Annotated in this window: 12 protein-coding genes; 11 read left to right on the top strand and 1 reads right to left on the bottom strand. The window is 71.4% G+C overall.

All coding sequences use genetic code 11. The features are described 5' to 3' along the window. Nucleotides 1-4: 4 nt before the first annotated feature. The 3 genes from hisS (at nucleotide 5) to ACMTAK_RS11540 (ending at nucleotide 3,751) form a co-directional block, all read left to right on the top strand. Nucleotides 5-1,267, top strand: a complete 1,263-nt coding sequence (gene hisS, locus ACMTAK_RS11550; protein WP_413806129.1) for a histidine--tRNA ligase — start codon at nucleotides 5-7, stop codon at nucleotides 1,265-1,267. Between the two features lie 394 nt (nucleotides 1,268-1,661). Next, nucleotides 1,662-2,303: a vitamin K epoxide reductase family protein gene (locus ACMTAK_RS11545; RefSeq protein ID WP_413812860.1), complete on the top strand. Its 642-nt coding sequence runs from the start codon at nucleotides 1,662-1,664 to the stop codon at nucleotides 2,301-2,303. Between the two features lie 62 nt (nucleotides 2,304-2,365). After that, nucleotides 2,366-3,751, top strand: coding sequence for a replication-associated recombination protein A (locus tag ACMTAK_RS11540; protein ID WP_413806128.1), 1,386 nt, complete (start codon nucleotides 2,366-2,368; stop codon nucleotides 3,749-3,751). Between the two features lie 55 nt (nucleotides 3,752-3,806). Here the strand turns inward: ACMTAK_RS11540 and ACMTAK_RS11535 are convergent, their stop codons facing one another. Next, nucleotides 3,807-4,571: a DUF2470 domain-containing protein gene (locus ACMTAK_RS11535; protein WP_413806127.1), complete on the bottom strand. Its 765-nt coding sequence runs from the start codon at nucleotides 4,569-4,571 to the stop codon at nucleotides 3,807-3,809. A 193-nt stretch (nucleotides 4,572-4,764) separates the two neighbouring features. Between ACMTAK_RS11535 and rpsD the strand changes: the two genes are divergently transcribed. From rpsD to aroC, 8 genes are all read left to right on the top strand, one after another. Next, the gene (gene rpsD / locus ACMTAK_RS11530; protein ID WP_210947494.1) at nucleotides 4,765-5,376 is read left to right on the top strand and encodes a 30S ribosomal protein S4; all 612 of its coding nucleotides are present in this window, start codon (nucleotides 4,765-4,767) and stop codon (nucleotides 5,374-5,376) included. A gap of 297 nt (nucleotides 5,377-5,673) precedes the next feature. Then, nucleotides 5,674-6,120: a DUF948 domain-containing protein gene (locus ACMTAK_RS11525; RefSeq protein WP_413806126.1), complete on the top strand. Its 447-nt coding sequence runs from the start codon at nucleotides 5,674-5,676 to the stop codon at nucleotides 6,118-6,120. An 8-nt stretch (nucleotides 6,121-6,128) separates the two neighbouring features. Further along, entirely contained in the window at nucleotides 6,129-6,458 is a 330-nt protein-coding gene (locus ACMTAK_RS11520; RefSeq protein WP_413806125.1) for a DUF6167 family protein, read from the top strand. Beyond that, nucleotides 6,458-9,130, top strand: coding sequence for an alanine--tRNA ligase (gene alaS, locus ACMTAK_RS11515; RefSeq protein WP_413806124.1), 2,673 nt, complete (start codon nucleotides 6,458-6,460; stop codon nucleotides 9,128-9,130). Before ACMTAK_RS11520 ends, alaS begins: the two co-directional genes overlap by 1 nt. Nucleotides 9,131-9,132: 2 nt before the next feature. Then, the gene (gene ruvX, locus ACMTAK_RS11510; RefSeq protein WP_037951639.1) at nucleotides 9,133-9,597 is read left to right on the top strand and encodes a Holliday junction resolvase RuvX; all 465 of its coding nucleotides are present in this window, start codon (nucleotides 9,133-9,135) and stop codon (nucleotides 9,595-9,597) included. Between the two features lie 91 nt (nucleotides 9,598-9,688). Continuing rightward, complete coding sequence (mltG, locus tag ACMTAK_RS11505; RefSeq protein WP_413806123.1) at nucleotides 9,689-11,449, top strand: endolytic transglycosylase MltG; 1,761 nt, start codon at nucleotides 9,689-9,691, stop codon at nucleotides 11,447-11,449. 6 nt (nucleotides 11,450-11,455) lie between these two features. Then, on the top strand, nucleotides 11,456-12,283 hold the full coding sequence (locus ACMTAK_RS11500) for a shikimate dehydrogenase (protein ID WP_413806122.1): 828 nt from the start codon (nucleotides 11,456-11,458) through the stop codon (nucleotides 12,281-12,283). A 215-nt stretch (nucleotides 12,284-12,498) separates the two neighbouring features. Beyond that, nucleotides 12,499-13,683 (top strand): chorismate synthase, encoded by a 1,185-nt coding sequence (gene aroC / locus ACMTAK_RS11495; protein WP_413806121.1) that lies wholly within the window; start codon nucleotides 12,499-12,501, stop codon nucleotides 13,681-13,683. Nucleotides 13,684-13,724: the final 41 nt, after the last annotated feature.

The following is a 13,724-nucleotide window of genomic DNA, read 5'->3' as shown; positions in this document are numbered from 1 at the left end:
TCCGTTGAGCACCTTCAAAGCCCCCCGGGGCACGTACGACCTGATCCCGCCGGCCTCGGCGACCTACCTCGCGGTGCGCGAGGCGATCGCCGCACCGCTCAAGCGCTCCGGCTACGGCTACATCGAGACCCCCGGTTTCGAGAACGTGGAGCTCTTCGCGCGCGGCGTCGGCGAGTCCACCGACATCGTGACCAAGGAGATGTACACCCTCACCACCAAGGGCGGCGACGAGCTCGCGCTGCGGCCCGAGGGCACCGCCTCGGTGCTGCGCGCCGCCCTGGAGGCCAATCTCCACAAGGCCGGATCGCTGCCGGTCAAGCTCTGGTACTCGGGCTCGTACTACCGCTACGAGCGCCCGCAGAAGGGCCGCTACCGCCACTTCTCGCAGGTCGGCGCGGAGGCGATCGGCGCCGAGGACCCGGCCCTGGACGCCGAGCTGATCGTCCTGGCCCACGACGCCTACCGCTCGCTGGGGCTGCGGAACTTCCGCATCCTGCTGAACTCATTGGGCGACGCCACCTGCCGCCCCGTCTACCGGGCCGCCCTCCAGGACTTCCTGCGCGCCCTGGACCTGGACGAGGACACCCGGCGACGCGTGGAGATCAACCCGCTGCGGGTGCTGGACGACAAGCGCGAGGCGGTGCGCGCGCAGCTGGCCGACGCCCCGCTGCTGCGCGACTACCTGTGCGAGGAGTGCAAGGCGTACCACGCGGAGGTCCGCGAGCTGATCACCGCGCGGGGGGTGGACTTCGAGGACGACGCGAGGCTGGTGCGCGGCCTGGACTACTACACCCGCACCACCTTCGAGTTCGTCCACGACGGCCTGGGCTCCCAGTCCGCGGTCGGCGGCGGCGGCCGCTACGACGGCCTGTCCGAGATGATCGGCGGCCCGGCCCTGCCCTCGGTGGGCTGGGCGCTCGGCGTGGACCGTACGGTGCTGGCCCTGGAGGCCGAGGGCGTCGAGCTGAACCTGCCCGCCGCCGTCAGCGTCTTCGCGGTGCCGCTGGGGGAGGAGGCCCGCAAGGTCCTCTTCGGCCTGGTCGGTGAGCTCCGTACGGCGGGCGTCGCCACGGACTTCGCCTACGGCGGCAAGGGCCTGAAGGCCGCGATGAAGGCCGCCAACCGCAGCGGCGCCCGCTACGCGATCGTGGCGGGCGAGCGCGACCTCGCCGAGAACGTGGTCCAGCTGAAGGACATGGAGTCCGGCGAGCAGTCCCCGGTCCCGCTGACCGAGGTGGTCGAGGCGGTCCGCGGACGCCTTGGCTGAGGGATCCTCATAACTCGCTGAGTGAGGCTCACTCGCTGAGCGAGCCTCAAAAGGGGGCCCGGGGAACGCCCTGGGCTCCCTTTCGCCGCTTCCTGCCGGGGGTGGTAGCCATGAAACGGCGCACGGTCTCGCGGACCGTCAACTCGGCCGGGGCGGATTCATCCTCCCAATCGATGCCGATTCGGGGCCGCCCCCCGCGCTCCCCGGAGGCGGGTCCCGGCCCAGCAGGGACGACCGGGAAGCCCGTCTTATGTCCTCTGAACGGGGGACAGGGCACCATGGCATGACCGTGATAAGCGCGCCTTGCGGCGACAGCGGGTGCGGCACAATGGCCTTGCCCGACGGGGCTGGAGACTGCGGAGAGCGACGGACGGCGAGTATGGCGACGACAGTGATGGACGACGTGGAGTCCGGCGAGGCGCGGGAGGGCTCGCGGGCCGGGACGGGAGGCAGCCGTGCCTTCGCCCTCCTGCTCGTGATCACTGGAGCGCTGGGACTGCTGGCCGCCTGGGTCATCACGATCGACAAGAACAAGATCCTCGAGTACAAGGCCGACGGTAAGGTCTTCACGCCCGGTTGCAGCCTCAACCCCGTGGTCTCCTGCGGCAACATCATGGAGAGCGACCAGGCGCAGGCGTTCGGCTTCCCGAACCCGATGCTCGGCCTCGTCGCCTACGCCATCGTGATCTGCGTGGGCATGTCGCTGCTGACCGGGGCGCGCTTCCCGCGCTGGTACTGGCTGACCTTCAACGCGGGCACGCTCTTCGGCGTCGGCTTCGTGACCTGGCTCCAGTACGAGTCGCTGTACGTCATCGGCTCGCTGTGCCTGTGGTGCTGCCTCGCCTGGGTCGCCACCATCGTGATGTTCTGCTACGTCACCGGCCACAACCTCAAACACGGATACCTCCCCGCGCCGGACGGGCTGCGGCGCGGGCTCATGGAGTTCCACTGGGTGGTCCCGGTGATGTGGATCGGCGTCATCGGCATGCTGATCCTGACCCGCTGGTGGGACTTCTGGACGGGCGCCCAGGGCTGAGCCCGCGCCCTCCGGACCCTGCGCGCGGCGGCGTTGTCGGTGGGTTGGCATAGGCTTCCCGGGTGGAGCCAGACCTGTTCACCGCCGCCGCAGACGACCGCCAGGAGAAGGACCCGGCCAGCAGTCCGCTGGCCGTGCGGATGCGTCCGCGCACCCTCGACGAGGTCGTGGGCCAGCAGCATCTGCTGCGCCCCGGATCCCCGCTGCGGCGGCTCGTGGGCGAGGGTGGCGGGGGGCCGGCCGGGCCGTCGTCGGTGATCCTCTGGGGCCCGCCGGGCATCGGCAAGACGACGCTGGCGTATGTGGTCAGCCAGGCCACCCAGAAGCGCTTCGTCGAGCTGTCGGCCATCACCGCGGGGGTCAAGGAGGTCCGGGCCGTCATCGACGGCGCGCGCCGCTCCTCCGGGGCGTACGGGCGGGACACCGTGCTCTTCCTGGACGAGATCCACCGCTTCAGCAAGGCCCAACAGGACTCGCTGCTGCCCGCCGTGGAGAACCGCTGGGTGACGCTGATCGCGGCCACCACCGAGAATCCGTACTTCTCCGTGATCTCCCCGCTGCTCTCCCGCTCGCTGCTGCTCACTCTGGAGCCGCTGATCGACGACGATCTGCGCGGGCTGCTGCGGCGCGCGCTCACCGACGAGCGCGGGCTCGGCGGGGCGGTCACGCTCCCCGAGGACGCCGAGGCGCATCTGCTGCGGATAGCGGGTGGCGACGCCCGGCGGGCGCTCACCGCGCTGGAGGCGGGCGCCGGGGCGGCCCTGGACAAGGGCGAGTCCGAGGTCACGCTCACCTCGCTGGAGGAGGCGGTCGACCGGGCCGCGGTGAAGTACGACCGCGCCGGGGACCAGCACTACGACGTGGCAAGCGCCCTCATCAAGTCCATCCGCGGCTCGGACGTGGACGCGGCGCTGCACTATCTGGCCCGGATGATCGAGGCGGGGGAGGACCCGCGGTTCATCGCCCGCCGGCTGATGATCTCGGCGAGCGAGGACATCGGCCTGGCCGATCCCACCGCCCTGCCCACCGCCGTGGCCGCGGCGCAGGCGGTCGCCCTGATCGGCTTCCCGGAGGCCGCGCTCACTCTGAGCCACGCCACCATCGCCCTGGCGCTCGCCCCCAAGTCCAACGCCGCCACCACCGCGATCGGCGCCGCGCTGGCCGATGTGCGGGCGGGCCTGGCCGGGCCGGTGCCGCCGCATCTGCGCGACGGCCACTACCAGGGCGCCAAGAAGCTGGGCCACGCACAGGGCTATCTCTATCCGCACGATCTGCCGGGCGGAATCGCGGCGCAGCAGTACGCACCGGACAAGATCCACGGCAAGCGGTACTACGAGCCCACGCGGTACGGGGCCGAGGCGCGGTACGCGGATGTGGTGGAGCGGGTGCGGGCGCGGCTGCGCGGCGACCCGCCGCCGTCAGCCGACGGCCAGGCCCCGGCCACGTAGCGGCCGGGCCAAGGCCCTCGCCGTACGGGCCCCGGCCTCGGCATAGCGGACGTCCTCAGCCCGTCGCCGCGTCGAACAGGGCGTGCATCGCGTACCGCAGCTCGGACACGTTCCGCACCGGCTCGGGAAAGTCGAAGCGCGCGTCGAACGGCCGGTCCGCCTCGTCCGTGAAGCGCACCCGCAGGCCGAAGCGGTCCAGCGCCACCGGGGCGGCCGGGCCCCGGGTGCAGACCAGGTCGGAGCGGTCGCCGAGCAGTGCGCACAGCCCGCGCACCTGCTCGCTGTGGGCGGCGTGCAGATGCTGGAGCAGCTCGGCCTCGTGCCGGACCAGCGGATCGGGGTCGGCCGAGGTGAAGTCGTCCGGCTCGACGCCGTCCGCGCCCCACAGGTCGTCCACACACGCCTCGCCGACCTCCAGCCGCAGCAGCGTCCAGGCGGCTCTCCCGGCGGGCCCCACCCCGGCGGCCGGCCCACCGCGCCGCGGCGGCCGCGGCGCCTGGTCGAGGCCGAGCAGTTCGCCCACCGGATGCCGCTCGGCCAGCAGCGCCGCCGCGGTGCGCGTGGGCTCGCCACAGGGGACGGGGGTGAGCCAGCCGGCCACCCAGGCGCGGCCGCGGATCCGGTGGGGCATCGCGACGGGGGCGACGTCGGTGATCTCCATCACGCAGGTCAGCTCGTCGTCCTGGGCGTGGGCGGCGGCGCGGGCGGCGGGGGAGGCGCTGGGCATCAGCAACAGCACGTCCCCGTCCGGGGCGACCGTACGGGCGGCGGGACCGTCCATCCCCAAGTCGTCCAGGGCCTCGATTCCGGGAATCGTCAACGAAGCCGTAGCCTTGGATTCGACGAGAGTACGTACGCGCTCTGCCGGTGTGGGCCGCAGGGCGCTTTCCATGGGGCGCGGCTGACCCTCCTCGGGGCTCTTACCAGTGCTGGGCAGGGGGATCCCAGGTCGAAACATGCGTTCTCCTCGGCTAAGGTAAGGCTCACCTAACTTACATGGAGGTTCGTTCCCCGTGAACCAGTCGCGTCCCAAGGTCAAGAAGTCGCGGGCGCTCGGCATCGCTCTGACCCCGAAGGCCGTCAAGTACTTCGAGGCACGCCCCTACCCGCCGGGCGAGCACGGCCGTGGCCGCAAGCAGACCAGTGACTACAAGGTCCGGTTGCTGGAGAAGCAGCGGCTGCGCGCTCAGTACGACATCAGCGAGCGCCAGATGGCCCGTGCCTACGACCGCGCTCGGAAGGCCGGAGGCAAGACGGGCGAGGCGCTGGTCATCGAACTCGAGCGCCGGCTGGACGCGCTCGTACTGCGGTCGGGCATCGCCCGCACCATCTACCAGGCCCGCCAGATGGTCACCCACGGCCACATCGAGGTCAACGGCCGCAAGGTCGACAAGCCGTCCTTCCGGGTCCGCCCGGACGACGTGGTGATGGTCCGCGAGCGCAGCCGCGAGAAGGTCCCCTTCCAGGTGGCGCGCGAGGGTGGCTACGCCCCCGACGGCGAGACCCCGCGCTACCTCCAGGTCAACCTGAAGGCGCTCGCCTTCCGCCTGGACCGGGACCCCAACCGCAAGGAGATCCCGGTGATCTGCGACGAGCAGCTCGTCGTCGAGTACTACGCCCGCTGATCCGGCGGAGCGGACCGTACGCACCCAAGCCCGCGGGTTCCCCCTCGACACCGGTCGAACGGGGAACCCGCGGGCTTGTCCGGTGGCGGGTCCGGTCCGGGTGCCCGGCGGCCGTTATGCGTTTCGGGTGCGCGTCCGCGGCGCGATAAGGTCGATACCTGCCGCCCGCACCCGGATACCGCCCGAGAGCGGCGGGCGACGGACGACGCCGGACGACGCGTCATCACGACACGTCGGCGCGCCGAGCACGACCAACACGAGACAACGACGACGAGCGGCGACAGGGAGCGGTGCGACGTGTCCGGTGGAGAGGTGGCCGGGATCCTCGTGGCCGTCTTCTGGGCGATCCTGGTGTCCTTCCTGGCGCTGGCGCTGGTGAGGCTGGCACAGACGCTCAAGGCGGCCACCAGGCTGGTGGCGGAGGTCACCGACCAGGCGGTGCCGCTGCTGAGCGAGGCGTCCGCGACCGTGCGCGAGGCCAACACCCAGCTCGCCCGGGTGGACTCGATCGCCTCCGACGTCCAGGAGGTCACCTCCAACGCCTCCGCGCTCTCCTCGACCGTCTCCACCGCCTTCGGCGGACCGCTGGTCAAGGTGGCCGCGTTCGGCTACGGCGTCCGGCGGGCGATCGGCCGCAAGGGGCGGGCGGAGGACGAACCCGCGCCCGCGCACAACGTCGTCATCGGCAAGACCCTGCCGTCCGCCCGCCGGGGCGGCCGCCGCAACCGTGGATCGAAGGGCTGACAGACCGGATGTTCCGCCGCACATTCTGGTTCACCACCGGCGTCGCCGCCGGGGTATGGGCCACCACCAAGGTCAACCGCAAGCTCAACCAGCTCACCCCGGAGAGCCTGGCGGCGCAGGCCGCCGACCGGGCGGTGCTGGCGGGCCGGCGGATCAAGGTCTTCGCCCTCGACGTACGGGACGGCATGGCCGACCGCGAGGCCGCGCTCAAGGACGCGCTCGGGCTCTCCGCGCCACCGCCGGACGACCGCAAGCGGCTGCCGGCCCAGCGGGGCCGGGCCGAGCTGAGCCGCACCACCCCCTACAAGCTCCACAAAGCCGGAAATGAGGACCACTGATGGAGTCGGCTGAAATCCGCCGCCGCTGGCTGCGCTTCTTCGAGGAGCGCGGGCACACCGTCGTGCCGTCGGCGTCGCTCATCGCGGACGACCCGACGCTGCTGCTGGTCCCCGCGGGCATGGTGCCCTTCAAGCCGTACTTCCTCGGTGAGGTCAAGCCGCCCTTCGACCGCGCCGTCAGCGTGCAGAAGTGCGTACGCACCCCGGACATCGAAGAGGTCGGCAAGACCACCCGCCACGGCACCTTCTTCCAGATGTGCGGGAACTTCTCGTTCGGTGACTACTTCAAGGAAGGCGCCATCAAGTACGCCTGGGAGCTGCTGACCGGCTCCCAGGAGGAGGGTGGCTACGGCCTCGACCCCGAGCGGCTGTGGATCACCGTCTATGAGCAGGACGACGAGGCCGAGCGCATCTGGCGCGAGGTGATCGGCGTCCCCTCGACGCGGATCCAGCGCCTGGGCATGGGCCCGAACTACTGGTCCATGGGCGTCCCCGGCCCCTGCGGCCCCTGCTCCGAGATCAACTACGACCGTGGTCCGGAGTTCGGCGAGGAGGGCGGCCCGGCCGTCAACGACGAGCGCTACGTGGAGATCTGGAACCTGGTCTTCATGCAGTACGAGCGCGGTCCGGGCGAGGGCAAGGAGAACTTCCCGATCCTCGGCGAGCTCCCCAGCAAGAACATCGACACCGGTCTCGGCCTCGAGCGCCTGGCGATGATCCTCCAGGGCGTGCGGAACATGTACGAGACCGACACCCTGCGCGTCGTCATGGACAAGGCCACCGAGCTGACCGGGGTCGCCTACGGCGCCGCCCACACTTCCGACGTCTCGCTGCGCGTGGTCGCCGACCACATGCGCACCTCCGTCATGCTCATCGGCGACGGCGTCACCCCCGGCAACGAGGGCCGCGGCTATGTGCTGCGCCGCATCATGCGCCGCGCCATCCGCAATATGCGCATCCTCGGCGCCACCGAGCCGGTCGTCGGCGAGCTGGTCGACGTCGTCCTCAAGACGATGGGCCAGCAGTACCCGGAGCTGCTCACCGACCGCAAGCGCATCGAGACCGTCGCCCTCGCCGAGGAGTCGGCCTTCCTCAAGACGCTCAAGGCCGGTACCAACATCCTCGACACCGCCGTCACCGACACCAAGGCCACCGGCGGCAGCGTGCTCCCCGGCGACAAGGCGTTCCTGCTCCATGACACCTGGGGCTTCCCGATCGACCTCACCCTTGAGATGGCCGCCGAACAGGGCCTCTCGGTGGACGAGGAGGGCTTCCGCCGCCTGATGAAGGAGCAGCGGGAGCGCGCCAAGGCCGACGCCAAGGCCAAGAAGACCGGCCACGCCGACCTGTCCGCCTACCGCGAGGTGGCCGACAGCTCCGGCCTGACCGAGTTCACCGGCTACATCCACACCGAGGGCGAGTCCACCGTCGTCGGTCTGCTGGTCGACGGGTTGTCCTCGCCCGCCGCCACCGAGGGCGACGAGGTCGAGGTCGTCCTGGACCGCACCCCGTTCTACGCCGAGGGCGGCGGCCAGCTCGCCGACACCGGCCGGATCAAGCTGGACACCGGCGCCGTGGTGGAGGTCCGGGACGTCCAGCAGCCGGTGCCCGGGGTCAGCGTGCACAAGGGTGTCGTCCAGGTCGGCGAGGTGACGGTCGGCGCCGGGGCCCACGCCCGGATCGACATCAAGCGCCGCCGTGCCATCGCCCGCGCCCACAGCGCCACCCACCTCACCCACCAGGCGCTGCGCGACGCCCTGGGCCCGACCGCCGCCCAGGCCGGTTCGGAGAACTCGCCCGGCCGCTTCCGCTTCGACTTCGGTTCGCCGACCGCCGTACCCGGCGCGGTCCTCACGGACGTCGAGCAGAAGATCAACGAGGTGCTCTCGCGCGAGCTCGACGTCACCGCCGAGGTGATGAGCATGGACGACGCCAAGAAGCAGGGCGCCATCGCCGAGTTCGGCGAGAAGTACGGCGACCGGGTGCGCGTGGTGACCATCGGCGACTTCTCCAAGGAGCTGTGCGGTGGCACGCATGTGCACAACACCGCCCAGCTGGGTCTGGTGAAGCTGCTCGGCGAGTCCTCCATCGGCTCCGGGGTGCGCCGGGTCGAGGCCCTGGTGGGCGTGGACGCCTACAACTTCCTCGCCCGGGAGCACACGGTCGTCTCCCAGCTCACCGACCTGGTCAAGGGCCGCCCCGAGGAGCTCCCGGAGAAGATCTCCGGCATGCTGAGCAAGCTCAAGGAGGCCGAGAAGGAGATCGAGCGGTTCCGCGCCGAGAAGGTGCTGCAGGCCGCCGCCGGTCTCGTCCAGGGCGCCAAGGACGTCCGGGGCGTTGCCCTGGTGGCCGCCAAGGTGCCGGACGGCACCTCCCCCGACGATCTGCGCAAGCTGGTCCTGGACGTGCGTGGCCGCATCCCGGGCGACCGCCCGGCCGTCGTCGCCCTCTTCACCGTGGCGAACAGCCGTCCGCTGACCGTGATCGCCACCAACGAGGCCGCCCGTGAGCGCGGGCTCAAGGCCGGTGACCTGGTCCGCACCGCCGCCAAGACGCTCGGCGGCGGAGGCGGCGGCAAGCCGGACGTGGCCCAGGGCGGCGGCCAGAACCCGGGGGCCGTCGGCGAGGCCATCGAGGCCGTCGAGCGGCTTGTCGCGGAATCGGACCGGTAGTCGTGCGACGCGGCAGGCGGATCGCCATCGACGTCGGGGACGCCCGGATCGGGGTCGCCTCGTGCGACCCCGACGGGATCCTCGCCACCCCCGTGGAGACCGTGCCGGGACGTGACATCCCGGCCGCCCACAAGCGGCTCGTGGCGATCGTCGAGGAGTACGAGCCGATCGAGGTGGTGGTCGGCCTGCCGCGCTCGCTCAACGGGCGCGAGGGGCCGGCCGCGGCCAAAGTACGCACCTTCGCCCGCGAGTTGGCGCGGCGGGTCAACCCGGTGCCGGTACGGCTCGTCGACGAGCGTATGACCACTGTCACAGCGTCCCAGGGGCTGCGCGCCTCCGGGATGACGTCCAAGAAGGGCCGTTCCGTCGTTGACCAGGCGGCGGCCGTGGTGATCCTGCAGAGCGCGCTGGAGACCGAGCGGGTCTCGGGGAGGGCTCCGGGGGAAGCCGTCGAAGTGGTCATCTGATCGCGATACGGTAACGTTCCGCGCGGCATGGCCGCCGCCGCCCGTGCCACGCACACGCCGAGCGGTGACCACCTCCGTCGCTAGGGGATCGATGACTGAGTACGGCCGGGGACCCGGCTCCCAACCGTGGCACCCCGAGGATCCGCTGTACGGGGACCGAGAGTGGAGCGGCCACCACGCGGCGGCCGGCCAGGATCCCTACGCACAGGACCGCTACGCGCAGGATCCCTACGCTCAGCAGGACACCTACGCCCAGCAGGACACCTACGCCCAGGACCCGTACGCACAGGACGCCTACGGCCAGGATCCGTACGGCCAGGGCGCGTACGGCCAGGACCCTTACGGGCACCAGCAGTATCCGCACGGCTATTCGCAGGACCCGCAGCAGCATCAGCAGCCCCAGTGGGACGGCCAGGACGCCGGCTACCCGCATCAGCGGCACCCGCAGGAGTACCCCGGCCAGGGCGGCCCCTACCCGGCCCAGGGCGGCTCGTACGGCGGGATGGACCCACAGGATCCCTATGGCGGCCAGGGCGGCCAGGGCGGTTCCTATCCGGGCCAGGACGCCTACCAGGGACAACAGGGCACACAGCAGATGCCCACGGTCCCCGCGGAGCACCAGGTGCCGCGCCAGCGCGAGGCCCCCGACGAGCCTCCCCTCCAGGCGGACGACGAGGACGACCATCCGTTCTTCACCGGCGGCGGCCGGGGCGACGCGGATGACGCGGACGACGACGGCGAGGACGGCGAGCGCTCCGGCGAGAAGGGCAAGCCCAAGAAGCGCCGCAGCGGCGTGGCCTGCCTCTTCGTGACCGTCGTCCTGGTGGGCGTGGTCGGCGGAGGCGGCTACTATGCCTACGACTTCTGGCAGACCCGCTTCGGCCCCGCACCCGACTACTCCGGCCAGGGCACCGGCCGGATCGAGGTGGAGGTGCCCTCCGGCTCCGGCAACGCCGAGATCGGCTCGATACTCGCCGACAAGGGCGTGGTCAAGAGCAGCGGCGCCTTCGTCGATGCCGTGGAGGACAGCGGCAAGTTCGTCCAGCCGGGCACCTACACCCTGCGCAAGGAGATGTCCGGCGCGGCAGCGGTCAAGCTGATGCTCGACCCCAGCAGCAGCAACGCCCTGATCGTCACCGAGGGCATGCGCGACGCCACGATCTACGCGGCGATCGACAAGAAGATCGGCCTCAAGGCGGGGACCACCGCGGGCGTCGCCAAGAAGGAGGCCAAGAACCTCGGGCTGCCCTCCTGGGCCGACGACAACAGCAAGATCAAGGATCCGCTGGAAGGATTCCTGTACCCGTCCCGCTACAGCGTGGGCGAGGGCGCCAAACCCGCGGACGTGCTGCGGAAGATGGTCGCCGAGGCCAATCGGAACTACTCGGGTCAGGATCTGGAGGGCAAGGCCAGGGAATTGGGCCTCAAGTCCCCGCTCCAGCTGATCAGCGTGGCCAGCCTGGTCCAGGCGGAGGGCGTCACCCACGATGACTTCCGGAAGATGGCCGAGGTCGTCTACAACCGGCTCAAGCCCGCGAACCCCGAGACCTACGGCAAGGTGGAATTCGACTCCACCTACAACTACATCAAGAACCAGAGCAAGATCGATATCCCGATCAGTGAGATCAAGCAGTACGACAACCCGTACAACACGTACTTCTACAAGGGACTTCCGCCCGGTCCGATCGGAAATCCGGGCCACGACGCGCTGAAGGCGGCGATGAATCCGACCAGCGACGGCTGGTATTACTTCGTCTCGCTGGACGGCAAGACGAGTCAGTTCTCCAAGACCTACGCGGATCACCAGAAGTGGGTCAACAAGTTCAATAAGCAGCGCACGAACAACGGCTGAGGAAAGATGTCGGAAAACCGCAGGGCAGCGGTGCTCGGTTCGCCGATCGCCCACTCCCTGTCACCGGTGCTGCACCGCGCCGCCTACCGCGAACTGGGCCTGACCGGCTGGACGTACGGCCGCTTCGAGGTGGACGAGACCGGGCTGCCGGACTTCTTCAAGCACCTCGGCGAGGACGCGGGACCGGCCTGGGCCGGACTGTCCCTGACCATGCCGCTCAAGCGGGCCGTCATCCCGCTGCTGGACGAGATCAGCGACACCGCGGCCTCGGTGGAGGCCGTCAACACGGTGGTCTTCGGAGACGACGGCCGCAGGCGCGGGGACAACACCGATATCCCCGGCATGCTGGCGGCGCTGCGGGAGCGCGGCGTCGGGCGCGTGGCGCGCGCCGCCGTGCTGGGCGCCGGCGCCACGGCCTCCTCGGCGCTGGCCGCGCTCTCCCGGATCTGCGACGGCGAGGTCACCGCATACGTCCGCAGCGAGGCCCGCGCCGCCGAGATGCGGCAGTGGGGCGAGCGGCTGGGCGTCGCGGTGCGCACGGCGGACTGGGGCGACGCGGCCGAGGCGCTCGGCGCGCCGCTGGTGATCGCCACCACCCCCGCGGGCACCGCCGACGCGCTCGCCGCGGCCGTACCGGACCGCCCCGGCGCGCTCTTCGACGTCCTCTACGAGCCCTGGCCCACCCCGCTGGCCGCCGCCTGGGCGGCGCGCGGCGGCTCGGTGGTCGGCGGCCTGGACCTCCTGGTGCACCAGGCGGTGCTCCAGGTCGAGCAGATGACGGGCCGCGCCCCCGCGCCGCTGGCCGCGATGCGCGAGGCGCTGGCGGCCCGCTGAGCCGTCCCACGGGGCCCTTTGCCGGCCCCCGTCCGGCCCGTCCCCGGCCCCTCGTCGGCCCTGTTCGGCCCGTCCCCGGGGCGCCGCGGGCGTCCAGCCCATGGACCAGGAACCGAGCGGACGCCCCGGTCGTGGGAGGATCGGAGGTGCGGGCCGGAGTCGCGCGGACCGGGCCGCGCCGCAGGACGTCGAGGCACGCGCATGAGGGAGCACCGTTGAGCAGGTTGCGCTGGCTGACCGCGGGGGAGTCGCACGGCCCCGCACTCGTGGCGACGCTGGAGGGGCTGCCCGCCGGGGTGCCGATCACCACCGACATGGTGGCCGACGCCCTGGCCCGACGGCGGCTCGGCTACGGCCGCGGTGCCCGGATGAAGTTCGAGCGCGACGAGGTCACCTTCCTCGGTGGCGTACGCCACGGGCTGACCCTCGGCTCCCCGGTCGCGATCATGGTCGGCAACACGGAGTGGCCCAAGTGGGAGCAGGTCATGGCCGCCGACCCGGTGGACCCCGAGATCCTCGAGGGAGTCGCCCGTAACGCCCCGCTGACCCGTCCCCGCCCCGGCCATGCCGACCTGGCCGGGATGCAGAAGTACGGCTTCGACGAGGCCCGGCCGATCCTGGAGCGCGCCAGCGCCCGCGAGACCGCCGCCCGGGTGGCGCTGGGCACCGTCGCCCGCTCCTACCTCAAGGAGACGGCCGGGATCGAGATCGTCTCGCATGTCGTGGAGCTGGCCGCCGCGAAGGCGCCGTACGGCGTCTACCCCAAGCCCTCCGACGTCGAGAGGCTGGACGCCGACCCGGTGCGCTGCCTGGACGCCGACGCGAGCAAGGCGATGGTGGCCGAGATCGACCAGGCCCACAAGGACGGCGACACGCTCGGCGGCGTCGTCGAGGTGCTCGCGTACGGCGTGCCGGTGGGCCTCGGCTCGCATGTGCACTGGGACCGCCGGCTCGACGCGCGGCTGGCCGGTGCGCTGATGGGCATCCAGGCCATCAAGGGCGTCGAGGTCGGCGACGGTTTCGACCTCGCGCGGGTGCCCGGCTCCAAGGCCCATGACGAGATCCTCTCCACGGACGAGGGCATCCGGCGCTCCTCGGGCCGCTCCGGCGGCACCGAGGGCGGGCTGAGCACCGGCGAGCTGCTGCGCGTCCGGGCCGCGATGAAGCCGATCGCGACCGTGCCGCGGGCGCTGGCCACGGTCGATGTGACCACCGGCGAGGCCACCAAGGCCCACCACCAGCGTTCCGACGTCTGCGCCGTCCCGGCGGCCGGGATCGTCGCCGAGGCGATGGTCGCGCTGGTCCTGGCGGACGCGGTCGCGGAGAAGTTCGGCGGCGACTCGGTCACCGAGACCCACCGCAATGTGCTTGGCTTCCTCGAGAACCTGGCCATCCGGTGACCGGGGAGGTCAGTCAGGGCCCCGCCGTCGTGCTGGTCGGG

The organism is Streptomyces lacaronensis (assembly GCF_047337785.1).
Classification (GTDB): domain Bacteria; phylum Actinomycetota; class Actinomycetes; order Streptomycetales; family Streptomycetaceae; genus Streptomyces; species Streptomyces lycopersici.
Note: the sequence above shows the minus strand (reverse complement) of the source record. Positions and strands in the feature narration are given on the sequence as shown.